Annotated in this window: 18 protein-coding genes; 14 read left to right on the forward strand and 4 right to left on the reverse strand. The window is 66.9% G+C overall.

The genetic code is table 11. From position 1 onward, the window contains the following. Positions 1-12: 12 nt before the first annotated feature. From fliI to fliF, 4 genes are read right to left on the reverse strand one after another with little or no spacing between them, the layout of a single operon-like run. A complete protein-coding gene (gene fliI / locus ACSFA0_RS08260; RefSeq protein WP_435449719.1) occupies positions 13-1,437 on the reverse strand; it encodes a flagellar protein export ATPase FliI in 1,425 nt (474 codons plus the stop codon). After that, positions 1,434-2,240 carry a flagellar assembly protein FliH gene (gene fliH / locus ACSFA0_RS08265; RefSeq protein WP_435449720.1) on the reverse strand — a complete coding sequence of 269 codons (807 nt, stop codon included), beginning with the start codon at positions 2,238-2,240 and terminating at the stop codon, positions 1,434-1,436. The genes fliI and fliH overlap by 4 nt, the downstream gene beginning before the upstream one ends. Continuing rightward, positions 2,227-3,225: a flagellar motor switch protein FliG gene (gene fliG, locus ACSFA0_RS08270; RefSeq protein ID WP_435449721.1), complete on the reverse strand. Its 999-nt coding sequence runs from the start codon at positions 3,223-3,225 to the stop codon at positions 2,227-2,229. The genes fliH and fliG overlap by 14 nt, the downstream gene beginning before the upstream one ends. After that, positions 3,215-4,963, reverse strand: a complete 1,749-nt coding sequence (gene fliF / locus ACSFA0_RS08275; RefSeq protein ID WP_435449722.1) for a flagellar basal-body MS-ring/collar protein FliF — start codon at positions 4,961-4,963, stop codon at positions 3,215-3,217. The genes fliG and fliF overlap by 11 nt, the downstream gene beginning before the upstream one ends. Before the next feature lie 292 nt (positions 4,964-5,255). Between fliF and fliE the strand changes: the two genes are divergently transcribed. From fliE to ACSFA0_RS08345, 14 genes are all read left to right on the forward strand, one after another. Further along, positions 5,256-5,582: a flagellar hook-basal body complex protein FliE gene (gene fliE / locus ACSFA0_RS08280; RefSeq protein WP_435449723.1), complete on the forward strand. Its 327-nt coding sequence runs from the start codon at positions 5,256-5,258 to the stop codon at positions 5,580-5,582. A gap of 160 nt (positions 5,583-5,742) precedes the next feature. After that, positions 5,743-7,395, forward strand: coding sequence for a flagellin N-terminal helical domain-containing protein (locus ACSFA0_RS08285; RefSeq protein WP_435449724.1), 1,653 nt, complete (start codon positions 5,743-5,745; stop codon positions 7,393-7,395). Between the two features lie 163 nt (positions 7,396-7,558). Continuing rightward, complete coding sequence (locus ACSFA0_RS08290) at positions 7,559-7,906, forward strand: flagellar protein FlaG (protein WP_435449725.1); 348 nt, start codon at positions 7,559-7,561, stop codon at positions 7,904-7,906. Between the two features lie 41 nt (positions 7,907-7,947). After that, positions 7,948-9,405, forward strand: coding sequence for a flagellar filament capping protein FliD (gene fliD, locus ACSFA0_RS08295; RefSeq protein ID WP_435449726.1), 1,458 nt, complete (start codon positions 7,948-7,950; stop codon positions 9,403-9,405). A 28-nt stretch (positions 9,406-9,433) separates the two neighbouring features. Then, a complete protein-coding gene (gene fliS / locus ACSFA0_RS08300; protein ID WP_435449727.1) occupies positions 9,434-9,856 on the forward strand; it encodes a flagellar export chaperone FliS in 423 nt (140 codons plus the stop codon). A 7-nt stretch (positions 9,857-9,863) separates the two neighbouring features. Then, positions 9,864-10,217 (forward strand): flagellar protein FliT, encoded by a 354-nt coding sequence (locus ACSFA0_RS08305; protein ID WP_435449728.1) that lies wholly within the window; start codon positions 9,864-9,866, stop codon positions 10,215-10,217. Positions 10,218-10,230: 13 nt separating this feature from the next. Further along, complete coding sequence (gene fliK / locus ACSFA0_RS08310) at positions 10,231-11,571, forward strand: flagellar hook-length control protein FliK (RefSeq protein WP_435449729.1); 1,341 nt, start codon at positions 10,231-10,233, stop codon at positions 11,569-11,571. Then, positions 11,568-11,858, forward strand: a complete 291-nt coding sequence (locus ACSFA0_RS08315) for an EscU/YscU/HrcU family type III secretion system export apparatus switch protein (protein WP_435449730.1) — start codon at positions 11,568-11,570, stop codon at positions 11,856-11,858. Before fliK ends, ACSFA0_RS08315 begins: the two co-directional genes overlap by 4 nt. A 318-nt stretch (positions 11,859-12,176) precedes the next feature. Continuing rightward, positions 12,177-12,530, forward strand: coding sequence for a flagellar transcriptional regulator FlhD (gene flhD, locus ACSFA0_RS08320; RefSeq protein ID WP_435449731.1), 354 nt, complete (start codon positions 12,177-12,179; stop codon positions 12,528-12,530). Then, complete coding sequence (gene flhC / locus ACSFA0_RS08325) at positions 12,527-13,135, forward strand: flagellar transcriptional regulator FlhC (RefSeq protein ID WP_435449732.1); 609 nt, start codon at positions 12,527-12,529, stop codon at positions 13,133-13,135. The genes flhD and flhC overlap by 4 nt, the downstream gene beginning before the upstream one ends. 63 nt (positions 13,136-13,198) lie before the next feature. Further along, a complete protein-coding gene (gene motA / locus ACSFA0_RS08330; protein WP_435449733.1) occupies positions 13,199-14,059 on the forward strand; it encodes a flagellar motor stator protein MotA in 861 nt (286 codons plus the stop codon). A gap of 24 nt (positions 14,060-14,083) precedes the next feature. Then, a complete protein-coding gene (gene motB, locus ACSFA0_RS08335; protein ID WP_435449734.1) occupies positions 14,084-15,022 on the forward strand; it encodes a flagellar motor protein MotB in 939 nt (312 codons plus the stop codon). A gap of 52 nt (positions 15,023-15,074) precedes the next feature. Further along, on the forward strand, positions 15,075-17,162 hold the full coding sequence (gene cheA / locus ACSFA0_RS08340) for a chemotaxis protein CheA (RefSeq protein WP_435449735.1): 2,088 nt from the start codon (positions 15,075-15,077) through the stop codon (positions 17,160-17,162). Between the two features lie 53 nt (positions 17,163-17,215). Next, positions 17,216-18,562, forward strand: a complete 1,347-nt coding sequence (locus ACSFA0_RS08345; protein ID WP_435449736.1) for an EAL and HDOD domain-containing protein — start codon at positions 17,216-17,218, stop codon at positions 18,560-18,562. Positions 18,563-18,570 lie beyond the last annotated feature (8 nt).

Consider the following 18,570-nt stretch of genomic DNA (forward strand, 5'->3'; position numbering starts at 1 on the left):
CGTGGAAGGGGTTCAGGCCGGGCGGCCTGGCTCGAAGAGGTGCTGCATGCGCGCAATGGACGCGTCGTAGTCGGTGCGCTCGTCCATCGGCTGCTGCAGGAAGGCCTCGATCTTTGGGTACATCGCGATGGCCTGGTCGAGCTGCGCGTCGTGCCCCGGCGCATAGGCGCCGACACTGATCAGGTCGCGGTTGCGCTGGTAGCGCGACAGCATCTGCTTGAAGCGGCGCACGGTCTCGAACTGCACCGGCGTGATCAGCGCCGTCATGGCGCGGCTGATCGAGGCCTCGATGTCGATGGCCGGGTAGTGGCCGGCTTCGGCCAGCGAGCGCGACAGCACGACGTGGCCGTCCAGGATGGCGCGGGCCGAGTCGGCGATCGGGTCCTGCTGGTCGTCGCCCTCGGACAGCACCGTGTAGAAGGCCGTGATGGAGCCGCCGTTGCCGTCGGCGTCGCGCGCGCCGTTGCCGGCGCGTTCGACCAGTGCGGGCAGCTTGGCGAAGACCGAGGGCGGGTAGCCCTTGGTAGCGGGCGGCTCGCCCACGGCGAGTGCGATCTCGCGCTGCGCCATCGCGTAGCGGGTGAGCGAATCCATGATCAGCAGCACGCTCTTGCCCATGTCGCGGAAGTACTCGGCCAGGCAGGTGGCGTAGGCCGCGCCCTGCAGGCGCAGCAGCGGCGAGTTGTCGGCCGGCGCGGCCACCACGACCGCGCGGGCCAGGCCTTCTTCGCCCAGCGTGTTCTCGATGAAATCCTTCACCTCGCGGCCGCGTTCGCCGATCAGGCCGACCACGATCACGTCGGCGCTGGTGTAGCGGGCCATCATGCCCAGCAGCACGCTCTTGCCCACGCCCGAGCCGGCGAACAGGCCCATGCGCTGGCCGCGGCCGACGGTGAGCATGCCGTTGATGGCGCGCACGCCGACGTCGAGCACCGAATCGATCGGCGCGCGCGACAGCGGGTTCACCGGCGGGCTCGACAGTGGCACGCGCTTGGCGACCACCAGCGGGCCGAGGCCGTCGAGCGGCCGGCCGGCGGCGTCGACCACGCGGCCGAGCATGCCTTCGCCCACCGGCAGCCGCTTGGTGTGGTTGTCGCCGCCGGCGCCGCCCGCGGCGATGCGCGGGAACACGCGCGCGCCGGGCAGCAGGCCCGCGACTTCGCTCTGCGGCATCAGGAAGATGCGGTCGCCCGCGAAGCCGACGACTTCGGCCTCGGCGTGGCGCACGGGGTAGCCGGGCGGCAGCTCGATCAGGCAGTCGCTGCCCACGGGCAGTTGCAGGCCGGTGGCTTCGAGCACCAGGCCCACGGCGCGCGTGAGCCGGCCTGAGGCGACGGTGGTGGTGCAGCGGGCGATGTCGCTGCGCGCCTGCGTCAGCGCGTCGACCCAGTGCTGGACGTGGGGGTTGGAGGCGGCCGTGGGGCTCATCGTGTTCATTCCTGCGCGTCGGCGTCGCGGTGGAGCGCCGCGGTCACGCTCTTCCAGCGGGTCTCGAGCGTCGCGTCGATCTCGCCGATGGGCGACTGAACGCGGCAACCGCCGCGCTGGATGCTGTCGTCGGGCCGCACCTGCCAGCCGGCCTGCTGTAGCTCGTTGCCCAGGCTGTCCTTGACCAGTGCGACATCGGCCGGGTTCAGCAGCAGGCGGGGTTCGCCTTGCAGGGTGGGTTCGGCGTGGATCAGGTCCTGCACCAGCGGCAGCAGCCACTCGGGTTCGGCGCGCAGGGTGCGGTGCACCACCTGGCGTGCGATGTCGAGGGCCAGCGTCAGCAGCACGTCGGTGATCGCGCTTTCGGCACCGCGCAGCGCGGCGGGCAGCGAGGTGCTGAGTGCGCGCAGTTGTTCGGCATGGGCGGTGGCCGCGGCCAGCCCGGTGGCGAGCCCGGCGATGTGGCCTTCGGCGTGGCCCGCGGCCCAGCCTTCGGCATGGCCGGTGGCCTTGCCCTCGGCCTCGGCTTCGTTGCGCAGGCGGCGCAGTTCGGTCTGCGCCACGCCGGCAGGCACGGTCGGCGGGGGCGGTGCGGGCGGCAAGGTGGCGCGTGCGGCGGCCATCCGGCCGGCCGCGGTGGTGCGGCTCGGGTCGCCGCCGACGCTGCCCATTTCCCACCGTTCCCAGGCCGACAGCACCGGTTTGGCCGGCGCTGCGTCGGCCTGCCGGGCGGCAGCGCCACCGGCACGCGTCGACGCGTACAGCGACGCCAGCCGCGCCGCGGTCGCGGGGTTGGGCTTAGACGAATTCATCGGCACCTGGCGAAGAGATCACGATCTCGCCTGCTTCGGCCAGGCGGCGGGCCGCCTGCAGAATGGTCTTCTGCTCGGCCTCGACCTGCGACACCCGGACCGGGCCGCGCAATTCGATGTCCTCGCGCAGCGTTTCGGCGGCACGGTTGGACATGTTCTTGAGGAACTTGTCGCGCAGCTCGATCGGTGCACCCTTGAGCGCGATGATGAGCGAGTCGGACTCCACTTCCTTGAGCAGGCGCTGGATGCTGCGGTCTTCCAGACCCAGCAGGTTCTCGAAGACGAACATCTCGTCGACGATGCGCTGGGCCAGCGTGTCGTCGAGCTCGCGGACGTGGGCGATGGTGGCCTCTTCGTTGGAGCTGTTCATCAGGTTGACCATTTCCGCGGCGGTGCGCACGCCACCCAGGCGGCTGCGCTTCAAGCCTTCGCCCGACAGCATCTCGGTCAGCACGTCGGTCAGCTCCTTGAGCGCCGCCGGCTGCACGCCGCCGAAGGTGGCCACCCGCACGACCACGTCGTTGCGCAGGCGCACCGGCAGCTTCTCCAGCACTTCCGCCGCCTTGGCACGGTCGAGGTGCACCAGCAGCGTGGCCAGGATCTGCGGGTGCTCGTCGCGGATGAGCTCGGCCACCTCGCTGGCTTCAAGCTGGTTGAGACGGGCGATGCCGCCATCGGGCTCTTCGGCCTTGAGGATGTCTTCGAGCAGGTCGCTCGCACGGTCTTCGCCCAGCGCTTTCTTGAGCACGGCGCGGATGTAGTCGCTCGAGCCCAGGTGCAGGGCCGACAGCTGTTCGGTTTCTTCGCGGAATTCGCGCAGCACCGAGGCCAGCTCGGCACGCGAGACCTGCTGCAGCTTCGACATCGCGAGGCCGAGCTCTTGCACCATCGCGGTGGGCAGCAGGTTCAGGGCCGCGGCAGCGCGGTCCTCGCCCACAGCCATCAGCAGGATGGCGCTCTTACGGGTTCCGGCTTCATTGCTCATCGGTCGTCATCCAGTGTTGGATCATGATGGCCACCAGCTTGGGGTCCTGGGTGGCGGCCTCGAGGGCGAAGTCGAGGTCGGCCTTGTGGCGCTCGGCCTCGCGTTGGCGCAGGGCCTCGTCGGGGCTCGGGCCTTCGTCGGCGGTCGCCAGCTTGGCGAAGACGTCGTTGTCGTCGGCAGCCGCCACGGGTGGGGGTGGCGGCGGCGCCAGGTGCTTGCGCAGCAGCGGACGGGCCACCGCGAACCAGGCGAACAGGGCCAGCAGGGCGAGCAGCAGGTACAGGCCGCCCGTCGTGGCCAGCGGGATGTTCGCTGGGTCGCGCCAGAAGTCCAGGACCGGGGCAGGCTTCTCACGTTCGTCGGCGAAGGCGCTGTTGACCACGTTGAGCGAGTCGCCGCGGTCCTGGCTGAAGCCCACGGCTTCCTTGGCCAGGTTGCGGATCTGGTCGAGCTCGGCGGTCGTCAGCGCGCGGCTGGCACCCTTGTCGTCGCCCGTGCGGTTGTTCACCACCACAGCCACCGACAGGCGGCGCACGCCGCCGGCGCCCTGCTGCACATGGCGGATCGAGCGGTCGAGTTCGTAGTTGGTGGTCGTGTCCTTGCGGCTGCTCGACGGGCCGGTGGCCGCGGCCGTCGTGGTCGTGGTGGCGGTGCCGGCACGCTGGGCGGCCTGCGCGGCTGCGAGCTGCGCCGGCGTTTGCGGTGCACCCGGTGGCGCGTTCGGCGGCGTGGTGACTGGTGCGTTCGGTGCGAGGGGCGGTTGGTTCGACAGCGCGCCGGGCACGCCGCCGGGCGGGGTGCCGCCGAGCTGGTTCGACTCGCTCGACTGCTGGCTGCGCATGGCCGCGTTCGCCGGGTCGGTGTTGGGGCGGTATTTCTCGTCGGTGTGTTCCACCACCGAGAAGTCGATGTCGGCCGCCACCTGGGCGCGCACGTTGCCGGTGCCCAGGATCGGCTGCAGGATGGCTTCGATGCGGCGGATGTAGCCCTGCTCGATCTCCTGCGTGTACTTCAATTGGCTGACATCCAGCCCGCGCGCGCCGGCATTGGCCGCCGACAGCAGGTTGCCGCGCTGGTCCACCACCGTCACGCTCTTGGGGTCGAGCTCGGGCACGCTGCTCGACACCATGTGCACGATGGCGCTCACGGCGCCTTCGTCGATGCTGCGGCCGCGGTGCAGGGTCAGAACGACCGATGCCGAAGGCTTCTTCTGTTCGCGCACGAACAGCGAAGGCTTCGGCATGGCCAGGTGCACCCGGGCGGACTCGATGGTGCCGATGGATTCGATGGAGCGCGCCAGCTCGCCTTCGAGCGCACGCTGGAAGTTCACCTGCTCGGCGAACTGGCTGGTGCCGAACTTCTGGTTGTCCATCAGTTCGAAGCCCACGCCGCCCGACTTGGGCAGGCCCTGCGAGGCCAGCTTGAGCCGGATCTCGGGGACCCGTTCGGCCGGCACGAGGATGGCGCTGCCGCCCTCGGCGAACTTGTAGGGCACGTTCATCTGCGCGAGCGACGCGATGATCGCGCCGCCGTCGCGGTCCGACACATTGGTATAGAGCACCTTGTAGTCGGGTGCGCGGCTGTACAGGGCGAAGGCCATGGCGATCGCCACCAGCGCCGCGCCGCCGACGATCAGCGGGAGCTTGGGCTGGGCGCGCAGCTTGTCGAGCAGGGACGGCGATGCGGCGCCAGGCGCGGCAGCGGGCGTCGCAGCGCCGAGGGTGGCTGCCGTGCTCATGGGCGGGCCCCCGTGGTGCCTGCTGGATCCAGATGGTCCATGTTCATGTTCAAGAGGATGAGTCGTCGATGTTCAGTGGCCATGCCGGGCGCCGACAAAGGAGGCCGGCAGGCTTGGGGTACGGCGTTCATTGTCTGGATCGGTGCCGAAATCGATTGGCCGAACAGCCGGGGTTTTCGCCGTCAGTTGCGCCCATGTGAATCGGGGCTTCGCGGATACGCTGACCAGGCGACGAGGCACGTGGGTGCTTCCTTATCCGCCCCCAAGTTCAACCGAGAGAAAGGCCGACACCATGTCGATATCCGCCATCGAATCCGTCCTGCAGCAGATGCGGGCCACCGCCGTGCAGTCCGGCATCCCCTCGCCCATCGGCTCTGCCGGCCCCGCCGTGGAGCACGGTGGCTTCGCCGCCGAGCTCAAGCGCTCCATCGACAACATCAGCGGCGCCCAGACCCAGGCCTACGGCCAGGCCGAGGACTTCGAGCTCGGCAAGCCCGGCGTGGCGCTCAACGACGTGATGGTCGACCTGCAGAAGGCCAACATCGCTTTCCAGACCGGAATCCAGGTGCGCAACAAGCTGGTGTCCGCCTACCAGGAAATGATGGGCATGACCGCCTGAGGGTGGCTGAACGCTGTGGATCGACCCGCCGCAACTTTCTGGGACACCCCCCTAAATCTTTGCAAGGCCCTGCCGATAACTAATCCAACGATGGCTTGAGTCCAGCGTTACGGCCCACCGGGTCGGAGTCCACAACCTTTAGTCAACCCAGGAGTCTTTCATGGCGCAAGTCATCAATACCAACAGCCTCTCGCTGCTCACGCAAAACAACCTGAACAAGTCGCAATCGGCCTTGAACACCGCCATTGAGCGCCTGTCTTCGGGCATGCGCATCAACAGCGCCAAGGACGACGCTGCTGGTCAGGCCATCGCCAACCGCTTCACCGCCAACATCAAGGGCCTGACGCAAGCCACCCGCAACGCCAACGACGGCATCTCGATCGCTCAAACGACCGAAGGCGCGCTGACGGAAGTCAACAACAACCTGCAACGCGTCCGTGAACTGTCGGTGCAAGCTGCCAACGGCACGAACTCGGCCAGCGACCTGGACTCGATCCAGTCGGAAATCACCCAGCGCCTGGACGAAATCAACCGCGTGTCGGAACAGACCCAGTTCAACGGCGTGAAGGTTCTGTCGGCTGACGCCGGCAAGCTGACCGTGCAAGTCGGCGCGAACGATGGCGAAACCATCGACATCGACCTGCAAGAAATCAGCGCCAAGACCCTGGGTCTGGACGGCTTTAACGTGAACAACACCGGTTCGAAGAACAAGGCTGCCGCTGCATCCGACCTGCTGGTTGCAGGCTTCACCGCTGGCACCCCTGCCAATGGCGCGACTCCCTACACCCGCACGCTGACCGCTGCTGCAAACGGCGCCACCTCTGCCGACGTGCTCGCCAACATGAAAAACGGCGGCACCGTGACCCAAGGCACCGCAGTGTCCACGTACAGCTCGGCAACGAAGAGCTACACGGTCGCAGAAACGGGTCGTACCGAAGCCGCCACGCTCGCTTCGCTGACGCCGGCTGCCGGCACGACCACGACCGCGACGGTCAAGCTCGGCACCCACTCGATGGACGTGAAGATCGACAGCAACGGCGCCCTCACGGATGCTGCTGACGGCTCCGCGCTCTACCTCGATGCATCCAAGAATCTGACCAAGACCGGTGGTGGTGTCACGACCGCAGCGACGTTGGCGTCTGTGCTCGCATTTGACACCGGCATGGCAACTGTGGGTGACTCGATCAAGTTTGCCGACGGTTCCTCGTACACCACCACCGCGGTAGCAACGGCAGGCGCCAACGTCTTCACCGTTGCCGGCGAGAAAGCAACTGCAGGTGCGGTCGCCGCGAAGATCGGTCTGACTGCGGGCAGCATCGACGTCGACGGTGCCGGTGGTGCGGCTGCTCAAGCCATTGCGGCCAACGGTGTTGCAACCGGCGCCTTCATGGGCGTCAGCGGCCTGACCACGACCGCATTGGAAACCGTCAACCTGTACGACAACGGCAACATCACAGCCGCCAACGGCAACGTCGTGTATGCGGATTCCGCCAAGCCCGGCAAGCTGACGACGAACGCCGTCAGCAACGGCAAGGCCACGGTCGACCCGCTCGCCGCCATCGACGCCGCCCTGTCGAAGGTCGACAAGCTGCGCTCTTCGCTGGGTGCTGTTCAGAACCGTTTCGACTCGACGATCGCCAACCTCGGCACCACGGTGACCAACCTGTCCTCGTCGCGTTCGCGCATCGAAGACGCGGACTACGCGGTCGAAGTGTCGAACATGACGCGCGCTCAGATCCTGCAGCAAGCCGGTACCTCGGTGCTGTCGCAGGCCAACCAGACCACGCAAGGCGTGCTGTCCCTCCTGCGTTAAGTCGAACCGACGAAAAGCAGAGCCAAGTCAGGTTCCGTCCCGAAAGGGATGGGCCTGGCCACCGCAGGCGCCGGGTCTCGACCCGGTCTCCCTGCGCTTTCCTCTGCGGCCTGGCGCCGCCAGACCGCAGAGGAAAGCGAAACCCGCAACCAAGGTGAATGCCATGTCGAACCCCGTGCCTGTCAGCGCCGCCCCGGAAAGCCCGTGGATGCAATGGGTCGTCGCCCGTGCTACGCCAGTGGCAGGCAACGCCGCGCCGGCGGCCGACGAGGCCGAGCCGGAAGCTACGCCGGTGCAGGTCGAGACGGCAGTCCGGCAGGTCAACGCGGCGCTGGAGATCCGATCGATCGGCATCCAGTTCGAGATCGACAAGGACACCGACAAGGTCATCGTGAAGGTGATCGACCGCAACAGTGGCGAGGTGATCCGGCAGGTTCCCAACGAGGAAGTGGTGCGCATCGCCAAGGTCATGGGCGAGATGTCCGGCCTGCTGGTCGACAGCGCCGCCTGAGCGCCCACCGTCTCCACCGTCCCCAATCAGAAAGCATTCAGATGGCAACCATCAGCAGCATCGGCGTCGGCTCCAACCTCGATTTGGCGGGCCTGCTCACCAATCTCGAAAAGGCGGAGAGCCAGCCCCTGGTGGCGCTCGAGGCCAAGGCCAAGAGCTACACGAGCAAGCTGTCGGCGTATGGGTCGGTGCAGAGTGCCTTGAGCGCGTTGCAGACTGCGGCACTCAAGCTGTCGGACCCGACGCTGTTCCAGAGCGTGACCGGCACTCCGACAGTCAGCGGCATCCTGGCCGCCTCGGCCACGGACACCAGCGCTGCTGGCAACTACAGCATCACGGTCTCGCAGCTCGCGCAGTCGCAATCGCTGGTCACGACGGGGCAGGCCAACACCACCACCGCGATCGGCAACGGCAAGTTCACGATCGACTTCGGCACGGTCACCGGTGGCACGCTCGACCCGGTGACCGGCAAGTACACCGGCGCAGGCTTCACCGCGGACAGCACGCGCGCCGCCAAGACCATCACCATCGATCCGACGAACAACACGCTCGGCGGCATTCGCGATGCAATCAATGCGGCGGACGCCGGCGTGACCGCGACCATCGTCAACGACGGCAGCGGCACGCCCAACCGTCTGGTGCTGACCTCGACGCAGACTGGCGAGGCCTCGAGCATGCGCATCAGCGTCGACGGGGCGGCCGACACGGCCCTCAAGAACCTGTTGAACAACGACCCGGCCGGCACGCAGAACCTGCAGCAGACCGCGGCCGCGCAGAGCGCCAAGCTCAATGTCAACGGCATTGCCATCACGAGCCCGACGAACACCGTCAAGGAAGCCATCCAGGGCGCGACGCTGACCCTGGTGCAGACCGGCACCACCGGCTTGTCGATGAAGGCGAACACCGCCTCGGCAAAGACGGCGATCAACGACTTCGTCAAGGCCTACAACGCGCTGCAGAGCACCGCCAAGTCGCTCACGACCTACGACGCCGACACCAAGACGGCGGCGCCGCTGGTCGGCGATTCGACGCTGCGCAGCCTGCAGACCCGCATCCGTCAGGCCCTGACGACGCCGCAGAGCGGCGGCGCCGACGACATGAAGGTGCTCAACGAGATCGGCGTGACGTTCCAGAAGGACGGCATGCTCGCGGTGGATTCGGCCAAGCTCGACAAGGCACTGGACACCGACCTCGCTGGCGTCTCCAAGCTCTTTGCGAGTGCGAGCGGCAGCACCGCGGGCTACGGCAAGCAGATTGATGCGCTGGTGACCGACCTGAACAAGACCGGCGGTTCGCTGAAGGTGGCGCAGGACGGCGTGACCTCGACCATCAAGGCACTGGACGAACAGTACGACCAGGTGCAGGCACGCGTGGACGCCACGGTGGCGCGCTACCGCGCGCAATTCACGCAGCTCGATGTGCTGGTCAGCAGCATGAACAACACCAAGGCCTACCTCACGCAGCAGTTCGAAGCGATGAACGCGAACGCCGGCCAGTGAACGACCAGCCCCACCTACAAGGCACGTGATGTACACCCCTCACAACTTCCGCAGCGGCGCTGGCGCCTATGCCCGCGTCGGCATCGAGACGCTGGCCATGAGCGCGTCGCCGCACCAGCTCATCGCGATGCTGTTCGACGGCGCCAAGACGGCGATCGGCATGGCGCGCCACCACATGCGTGCGGGCGAGATCGAAGCCAAGGGCAACGCCATCTCGAAGGCCATGGGCATCGTCGAAAACGGCCTGAAGGCCAGCCTGGACGCAAAGGCGGCCGGCACCGAGGGCACCACGCTGGTGAGCAACCTGTCGGCCCTGTACGACTACGTCATCCGCCGCCTGCTCCACGCGAACCTGCACAACGACGCTGCCGCGCTCGACGAGGTCGACGCGCTGCTGGACAGCCTGGCCTCAGCCTGGCGTGAGATCGAGCCGGGCCATGGTGGCTTCTGACAACGACATGACATCGAACGACGCTCCCATGGCCCACCCGCGCGACATCCTGCATTGCTACGGCCAGATGGCCGCGGCCACGGCACACATGGTCGTGCTGGCACAGAGCAAGAACTGGGGCGCGCTGCCGGCGGCAGAAGCGCAATGCGCCGCGATCGTGGAGCGCCTGCGCACCCTGGCGCCGACCGTGAGCCTCGCGCCGGCAGATGCGGCCGAAGCCCAACGCTTGATCCTCTGCATCCAGGCCGACCAGGCCATCGTGAATGGCCTCGTGAAGCCGCAGCTCGACGCGCTGGTCGAGAACATGAGCGCGCTGCAGCAACGCAAGAGCCTCGACAAGGCCTACGGCCAGGCCCACTGAGCGCGACCCCACCATGACCGGCCTCGTACGCATCCTCGACTCCCTGCTGACGGCGAAGGTTTCGCCGCCGCTGGACGCGGGCGCCGTGGACGCCAACGCGGCGGTCAAGGCGCCGGGTGCGGCATCGGCGGTGCAGAAGGCGGCCAACGATGTGCGGCTGCTGTCCAACGCGGGGCTCGATCGCGAGCTCGGCGGTGTCGAGTCGGCGTCGGCGCGCGGCGCGGGCCTGGGCGCGGCGGCGGGGGCCGGGCTGCCGGCCTCGGCGGTGGCGCGGCTGTCCTTCGCAGCGAAGATCATCAGTGGCGTGCTGGCCGACCTGGAGGTCGATGTCGGCCCGGTGCGCGGGCGCGGCCCGGTGTGGACGCCGTCGGCGCAGCCCGGCGGCCCGGTGCTGGCCGGCTCGCTGGCGCACACTGTGTCGACCAGCGGCCTGTTCTACGAATCGCACCTTGCCCAGTTCGTGCAAGGGCAGCGCACGCTGGCGCAGATGGCGCAGGAACCGCAGGCCGCCTGGCCGGCGCCCGGCGTGGTGCCGGGTGGACGGGGTGCCACGGCGCTCCAGGCGGTGATGGCGGTGGTCGCGGATGCCAGCGCCGCATCCGCCAAGGTCGAGCTGTCGCAGCCGACGGTCACGTCGTCGTCGGCATCCGCAGCCGCAGCCGCGACGGCCGCGGCCGTCGCGCAAGCCGCGCCTGCCGCCCTGGCGGCAGCGCCCGGTAGCGCGCCTGGCGGATCGGCCGCGCAGGCACCGGTCGCCCCGGAGGCATCGAGTGCGTCCGAGCCGTCGCCGGCCGAAGCCACGCCCGATGCGCTCAAGATGCAGGCAGCGTACCGCTGGGGCGACAGCCCCCAGACGGCCGCTGCGATGGCGGAGCGCGCCGCGATGCGCGCCGTCGACAACAAGACCGGCGAGGGCGAGAAAACCGCCGTCGCACGCAGTGCCGCGACCTCGCAGAGCGGTGGCGAGGTGGTGCACCCGCAACTCTTGACCACGGTGCACCAGCAGCTCGACCTGCTGGCGACCGCGGCCTTTCGCTGGGCCGGCGAGGCTTGGCCCGGCGTGCCGATGGAGTGGCGCATCGAGGAAGAGGACGACCGCACGGCCGCGGGCGATGAATCCCTCGACGATGCGCCGCGCCGGTGGTCGACCCAGCTGTCGTTGCAACTGCCCCTGCTGGGGACGGTCGATGTGCGCCTGAGCGTGGCCGGCAACGACGTGCGGGCCACCGTGGTCTCGTCCAGCGAAAGCAGCCGTGCGCGGCTGGCGGGCGACGGCCGGGCACTCGCCGCGCGCTTCGATGCCGCCAACCTGCGGCTCGAGCAGTTCCAGGTGGCGCAAGGGGAGGGTGCATGAACGCCGCCGCTCCATCGCTCGACGATCGCCAGAGCGCGGTCGCTCTGTCGTACGACGACAAGACCCGCGCGCCCATCGTGGTGGCCAAGGGCTACGGCGTGGTGGCGGAGTCGATCCTGCGCGAGGCGCGGGAGAACGGGTTGTACGTGCACGCCTCGGGCGACCTGGTCAAGCTGCTCATGCAGGTCGACCTGGACCAGCAGATCCCGCCGCAGCTCTATGTGGCGGTGGCCGAGGTCATGGCCTGGCTGCACGGCGTGGAAAAAGCCGCAGAGGCTGCGCGATGACTACTTTGGCGCTATTTCTTGCAGGCGTGCCGTTGCAGCGCAGATTCGAAATGAATACTTTGCAATTCATTCCTGCTTTGACATTCAAATGCGCAGGCAATGAATACTTTTCTCTAGCTATTCCATTTTTTGCGTCTGAATTGTTGCTGACCGCATCGCCGCGGTGTGGCTTTCAACGCGAACGATTTTCACGCCGCGTAGGTGGCGTCCCACGTCTCGTGCGAAAAGTCGCGTTTCGGACTTGGGTGGTTCCGGGCTTGTTAACACTTGTTAACAGACTGTTTTAAGATGCTACAAAGCTATCCAATGGAGCCCAGCGTGAATATCGACGGTGTAGAAGTTTCGGTTAACAGTGAGATTTTTCGTGAAATCGGAGACATCAATCTGGCTTACATGCTGCTGGCCCAGAAGCTGGTCAAGCAGGACCGGGCCGCGGCGATGTTCCGGCTGGGCATCGGCGACGAGCTCGCCGACCTGCTGGCCAGCATGAGCCTGGCGCAGATCGTGAAGCTGGCCTCCTCGAACCTGCTGCTGTGCAGCTTCCGCCTCGAAGATAACCCCATGTTCGCCGTGATGGGGCAGCAGAAGGACGGTGCCTTGCAGCAGGCGCACATGGCGATCCTGATGGCGGCTCGCCAGCAGTCGGCGGTTCGTACGGCGGAGGTCGCATGAGCGCCAAAACCGTTCTCGGCGAAGTCAAGGAAGTCAAACTCGCGATCGAATTGATCGCGCTGGGCGCACGTCTGCAATTCCTCGAAGCAGAAGTCGGATTAAGCCGTGAGCGGCTGATCAAGCTCTATAAAGAATTGAAGGGCGTTTCGCCGCCAAAAGGATTGCTGCCTTTTTCGACCGATTGGTATATGACCTGGCTGGCGAATATTCATTCGTCGATGTTTTATAACATTTACCGATTCATGCTGGACCAGGCCAAAGAATCGAAACTCCAGGCGCTGATTAAAAGCTATCGGCTTTATCAGGAACAAAGCGAATACCAGGGCGGTGAAGTGGTGCTCGATTTCACCCGCGCCTACACCATGGTCCGGTTTTTCGACAGCGACATGCTGCAGTTGACGTCTTGCAGCCGTTGCGGCGGGCAATTCGTGGCGCATGCGCACGACCACAAGACGGGCTATGTCTGCGTGCTCTGCCGCCCCCCGTCGCGCGCCGGGAAGGCGCGCCCGGCCAAGCGTGGCGCGGCGGACGCGGTGGTGTCGGCGCCCCATGCCCTCGACAGCAGCGGTTTCGGTTTGCCTTTGAACAGCGGCGGCGTGCACTGACCATGGTCCGCACCGCCGTTCCCATTAATTGATCTAGTTGCCTCAGGGCGAAAGGGGGCGCGTGTGCTCGTTCTTCTCGGTTATCTCGTTGTCATGGGCACCGTGTTCGGTGGTTATGCGCTCATGGGCGGCAGTTTCGGCGTGCTGTTTCAGCCGATCGAAGTGCTGATGATCGGCGGCTCCGCGCTGGGCGCTTTCATTGCCGGCAACAACGGCAAGACGATCAAGGCCACGATGCGCGAATTGCCGCGGCTGCTGCGTTCGTCCAAGCACAACCGCCAGCTCTACATGGACCTGTTGGCCCTCATGTACGAATTGCTCGCCAAGGCGCGCAAGGAAGGCATGATGAAACTGGAATCGGATGTGGAAGACCCGAAGGGCAGTGAGATCTTCGGCCGTTATCCCAAGATCCTGGCCGACGCCGAGCTGATGGAATTCATCTGCGACTACCTGCGTCTCGCCATCAGCGGCAACACCGACCCCTTCGAGATCGAGGCCCTGATGGACCACGAGATCGAGACCATCCGCCACGAGGCCGAAGTGCCTTCGCATGCCCTGTCCCGCGTGGGTGACGCACTGCCCGCGCTCGGCATCGTGGCCGCCGTGCTCGGTGTGGTGCATGCGCTGGCTTCGGCCGACCTGCCGCCTGCCGAGATGGGCGCGCTCATCGCCCACGCCATGGTGGGCACCTTCCTGGGCGTGCTGCTGGCCTATGGCTTCGTCTCGCCGCTGGCCTCGCTCATCGACCAGCAGGTCGAAGAGAACATGAAGACCTACCAGTGCGCCAAGGTCACGCTGCTGGCAAGCATGCATGGCTACACGCCGCAATTGGCGGTGGAGTTCGGCCGCAAGGTGCTGTTCTCGACCGAGCGCCCGTCCTTCACCGAACTCGACTCGCATGTTCGCGACGTCAAGACGCGCTGACCGGAAAGGCCACGGAGTTTCATCATGAGCGCCGCCAAGGAAAGCCGCATCGTCGTCAAGAAGGTCATCAATGTGGCCGCGGGGCACCATGGTGGCGGCTGGAAGATCGCCTATGCCGACTTCATGACGGCCATGTTCGCCTTCTTCCTGGTGATGTGGCTGCTCTCGGTGGCGACGCCCAAGCAGCGCGAAGGCATCGCCGAGCATTTCAAGATGCCGCTCAAGGTGGCGCTGACTGGCGGTGACCGCAGCGGCATCAGCGACAGCGTGATTCCCGGCGGCGGTGACGACCCGACGCGCGTGAAGGGCGAGGTCAACAACGCCGAGGCGGCGAGCGAGGACGAGGTCGACGCCCAGCGCCTGGCCGACATGAAGGAGCGTCTGGACAAGATGCTCGAGAGCAGCCCTGTCTTCAAACAGTTCCGCTCGCAGATCCTGATCGACATCACCAACGAAGGCCTGCGCCTGCAGATCGTCGACAACGAACGCAGCCCGATGTTCGACCTGGCCAGCGCCAAGGTGGTGCCGCACATGCGGGCCGTCTTGCGCGAGATCGGCCCGATGCTCAACGACCTGCCCAACAAGATCACGCTGTCAGGGCACACCGATGCCTTCAACTACACCAACGGCGATCGGGCCTATGGCAACTGGGAGCTGTCGGCCGACCGCGCCAATGCCTCCCGTCGTGAACTCATGACCGGCGGCCTCACGGACGGCAAGGTGATGCGTGTGATCGGCGTCGCCGACACGATGCACCTGGACAAGGCCGACCCGCGCAACCCGATCAACCGCCGCATCAGCGTCATCCTGCTGAACCACCGCACGCAGACGCAGATCGAGCGCGAGAACGCCGGCAGCGTGAACCCGCTGAACCTCAAGAAGACTCCGCCGACAGCCGCCCCTGCGCAGCTGCCGGAGGGTGTCAAGACCGTGTCATTGCAACCCGCCTCTCCAACGAAATAGACCACAGCGAGCCTCGGTGTCGTTGGCATGGGCCGGCGACGAAGGGAAAAAAATGGACCTCAGTCAATTCACGCAAGCATTCTTCGTCGAAGCCATCGAACTCCTCGCGCAGATGGAGCAGTTGCTGCTCGAACTGGATGTCGACCAACCCGACAGCGAACACCTGAATGCCATCTTCCGCGCGGCGCACTCGATCAAGGGTGGCGCTGCCACCTTCGGCTTCACGGGCCTGACGGAAACCACCCATCTTCTTGAAACCCTCCTGGACCGGGCGCGACACGGGCAGTTGCGCCTGAGCGGTCCCATGATCGATGCCTTTCTGGAAACGAAGGACGCTTTGCAAGACCAACTCACCGCCTATCAGGCCGATCGGGAACCCGATGCCGACCGCGTCGCACACATCTGTGGCGTGCTTCAACAACTGGCCCGCGAGAACAGCGACGCCGCGGCCGCCTCGGCTGCAGCGGCAGCAGCGCCCGCACCGGCACCCGCTCCCGCACCTGCGGTGGTGGTTGCCGCGCCAGCACCGGTCGAACCGGCCGCCGCGGCGGTGGGCGACGGTGCCTTGCGCATCCGCTTCTCGGCCTTGCCCGACGACGAGTGCGAGCTGCTGGTCGGCGAGCTGACGAACCTCGGCACGGTGCTGTCGAAGACCCGCAGCGGCACCGACCTGACCGTGGTGCTCGAGACCACCTGCGACCCCGATGCGATCGTCGCCGTGTGCTGCTTCGTCATCGACGATTCGCAGATCACGATCGACCGCCCCGGCGCCGAGCCGGCACCGGTCGACGCGCCCGTGGCGGCGGCGCCCGCTGAACCGGTGGCCGTGGCTGTGGCCGTGGCACCGGCGCCTGCCCCCGTGGCTGCAGCGCCGGCATCGGCCGCGCCGGCGGCCGCTGCGGCCGGTGGCGCCGCCACGAAGGAGTCGAGTTCGATCCGCGTCGACGTGGAGAAGGTCGACCAGCTGATCAACCTGGTGGGCGAACTGGTCATCACGCAGTCGATGCTCACGCAGGCCGCGACCATGCTCGACCCGGTGGCCTACGAGCGCTTCCTCAGCGGCCTGGGCCACCTGGAGCGCAACGCACGCGACTTGCAGGAATCGGTGATGTCCATCCGCATGATGCCGATGGACTACGTCTTCAGCCGCTTCCCGCGCGTGATCCGCGACGTGAGCGCCAAGCTGGGCAAGCAGATTCGCCTGGACACCGTCGGCAAGGAAACCGAGCTGGACAAGGGCCTGATCGAACGCATCATCGACCCGCTGACGCACCTGGTGCGCAACAGCCTCGACCACGGCATCGAGACGCCCGACGTGCGGGTGAAGAACGGCAAGGACGCGACCGGCCAGCTGCTGCTGTCGGCGCAGCACCACGGCGGCAACATCGTGATCGAGGTGAGCGACGACGGCGCCGGCCTCAACCGCGAACGCATCCTGGCGAAGGCCCTGCAGCAGGGCATGCCGGTGAGCGAGGCGATGACGGACGACGAGGTGTGGCAGCTGATCTTTGCGCCGGGCTTCTCGACCGCCGAGCAGATCACCGACATCTCCGGGCGCGGCGTCGGCATGGACGTGGTCAAGCGCAACATCCAGGAGATGGGCGGCCATGTGGAGATCCAGTCGCGCGGCGGCCGGGGCACCACCACCCGCATCGTGCTGCCGCTGACGCTGGCCATCTTGAACGGCATGTCCGTCAAGGTCGGCAGCGAGGCCTACATCCTGCCGCTGAGCTACGTCATCGAATCGCTGCAGCCGCTCGAAGAGCACCTGCACTCGATCACGGCCGACGGCCACGTGATCAAGGTGCGCGGCGAGTACCTGCCGCTGATCGAGCTGCACCGCGTGTTCGACGTGTCCGGCGCCCAGACCAAGCCGACCCAGGGCATCCTGGTGATCGTGCAGGCCGACGATTCGCGCTTCGCGCTGATGGTCGACGAGCTGCTGGGCCAGCACCAGGTGGTGGTGAAGAACCTCGAGACCAACTACCGCAAGGTGCCAGGCATCTCGGCCGCGACGATCCTGGGCGACGGCAGCGTGGCTTTCATCATCGACGTGGCCGCCATGCCCCGCATCCAGCGCGCACAGGCCGCCAGCCACTCGGCGCTGGCAACCGCTGCGCGCACGTCGGCCACGGCCTGAGCCGGGCCCACCACGCAGCCAGTCACAGCACACAGGGATCACAGGGAACTGCCATGCGTTTCGATTTTTTCAGGCGTTCCGAGCCGGACACGGAGGCGGCCGAGCCGCAGCCTCTGGAACAGCCCGCGCCCGTGGTGCGCGCGATGCCCGAGCTGGCGGCACGGGCGGTAGCGCCGGACGAGGTGCCCGGCCACGTCGTCCATGCCATGCTGCTCGACACCCGCAAGCGCACCGTCGGGTATCGCCTGGCGTGGCGCCCCGTGGGCGCCGCTTTGGGGCAGGGCGGAACGGCCGGCTTCAGGCAGTTGCTGAAGACGATCACGCAGTACCTCAATGGCGGCGGCCTCGCCTGGGCGCTCGACGAGATGGAGGTGTTCGTGGACGCGACCATCGAGTCGCTCTTCGCGAGTGAGCTCCAGGAGCTGCCGGCAGAACACATGGTGCTGTGCATGTCGCTGCAGGACATGTCGGATGCGGATGCCCGCCCGATGCTTCTGTATCTGCGCGAGCAGGGCTTCGGCTTCATGCTGTGCGGCGCGGCCGAGTTCCCGGAAGACCCGGAGCTGCGGCGCATCGTCACCCACATGGACGTCGGCGCCGTCAGCCCGCTGGCACTGGCGCGGATGAACGACGGCCCCGACCCGCTGCGGGTGCAATGGATCGCCACCCGCATGCACGACCTCGGCGACCTCGACGCCAGCGCGAACTTCCACATGAAGGCCTTCGTCGACGGTGGCTTCCCGCTGCTGCCGCCGGGCCGACTGGTCGATGCGCTGCAGCCCGACGCCCAGCTGATCGTGCAGCTCATGCGCATGATCCACCGCAACGAGGACACGCGCGAAATCGAGGCCGTGCTCAAGCTCGACGCACGACTGACCTACCGCCTGCTGCGTCACATCAACTCGCCGGCCATCGGCGGCGGCGTCGAGGTCCATTCGCTGCGGCACGCAGTGTCGATGCTCGGCTACACGCCGATGTTCCGCTGGCTGACCATGCTGCTCGCCAGCAGCCACAGCACGGCCGGCACCCCGTACATGACGAAGAAGGCCGTCATCCGCGGCCGCTTCGTCGAGCTGCTCGGCCAGGGCCTGCTGCCGCCGGCCGAGGCAGACAACCTCTTCGTGGTGGGCATGCTGTCGCTCATCGACCAGCTGCTCGGCGTGCCGATGGAAGAGATCCTCGGCCATGTGCATCTGCCCATGCCGGTGCAGGACGCGATCCTGCGTCGCAGCGGCGTGTACGGCGCGTTCCTGGCGCTGGCCGAGAGCTGCGAGTCGGACGGTGCGCTCGCCGCCGAACTGTCGGAAGAACTCTTCCTGAGCCAGGAGCAGGTGAACGGCGCGCATCTCGCGGCGCTGGCCTGGGCGCAAGACGTAGGGACCGGATCGGACGTGGCGTGAGCCCGTCT

It is taken from the genome of Variovorax restrictus, from assembly GCF_051216715.1.
In the GTDB taxonomy this organism is placed as follows: Bacteria; Pseudomonadota; Gammaproteobacteria; order Burkholderiales; family Burkholderiaceae_C; genus Variovorax.

Bases quoted from the DNA above. Each gene is read 5' to 3' on its own strand.
- fliI (WP_435449719.1), bottom strand. From the start codon at position 1,437: ATGAACACGATGAGCCCCACGGCCGCCTCCAACCCCCACGTCCAGCAC.
- fliH (WP_435449720.1), bottom strand. From the start codon at position 2,240: ATGAATTCGTCTAAGCCCAACCCCGCGACCGCGGCGCGGCTGGCGTCG.
- fliG (WP_435449721.1), bottom strand. From the start codon at position 3,225: ATGAGCAATGAAGCCGGAACCCGTAAGAGCGCCATCCTGCTGATGGCT.
- fliF (WP_435449722.1), bottom strand. From the start codon at position 4,963: ATGAGCACGGCAGCCACCCTCGGCGCTGCGACGCCCGCTGCCGCGCCT.
- fliE (WP_435449723.1), top strand. From the start codon at position 5,256: ATGTCGATATCCGCCATCGAATCCGTCCTGCAGCAGATGCGGGCCACC.
- ACSFA0_RS08285 (WP_435449724.1), top strand. From the start codon at position 5,743: ATGGCGCAAGTCATCAATACCAACAGCCTCTCGCTGCTCACGCAAAAC.
- ACSFA0_RS08290 (WP_435449725.1), top strand. From the start codon at position 7,559: ATGTCGAACCCCGTGCCTGTCAGCGCCGCCCCGGAAAGCCCGTGGATG.
- fliD (WP_435449726.1), top strand. From the start codon at position 7,948: ATGGCAACCATCAGCAGCATCGGCGTCGGCTCCAACCTCGATTTGGCG.
- fliS (WP_435449727.1), top strand. From the start codon at position 9,434: ATGTACACCCCTCACAACTTCCGCAGCGGCGCTGGCGCCTATGCCCGC.
- ACSFA0_RS08305 (WP_435449728.1), top strand. From the start codon at position 9,864: ATGACATCGAACGACGCTCCCATGGCCCACCCGCGCGACATCCTGCAT.
- fliK (WP_435449729.1), top strand. From the start codon at position 10,231: ATGACCGGCCTCGTACGCATCCTCGACTCCCTGCTGACGGCGAAGGTT.
- ACSFA0_RS08315 (WP_435449730.1), top strand. From the start codon at position 11,568: ATGAACGCCGCCGCTCCATCGCTCGACGATCGCCAGAGCGCGGTCGCT.
- flhC (WP_435449732.1), top strand. From the start codon at position 12,527: ATGAGCGCCAAAACCGTTCTCGGCGAAGTCAAGGAAGTCAAACTCGCG.
- motB (WP_435449734.1), top strand. From the start codon at position 14,084: ATGAGCGCCGCCAAGGAAAGCCGCATCGTCGTCAAGAAGGTCATCAAT.
- cheA (WP_435449735.1), top strand. From the start codon at position 15,075: ATGGACCTCAGTCAATTCACGCAAGCATTCTTCGTCGAAGCCATCGAA.
- ACSFA0_RS08345 (WP_435449736.1), top strand. From the start codon at position 17,216: ATGCGTTTCGATTTTTTCAGGCGTTCCGAGCCGGACACGGAGGCGGCC.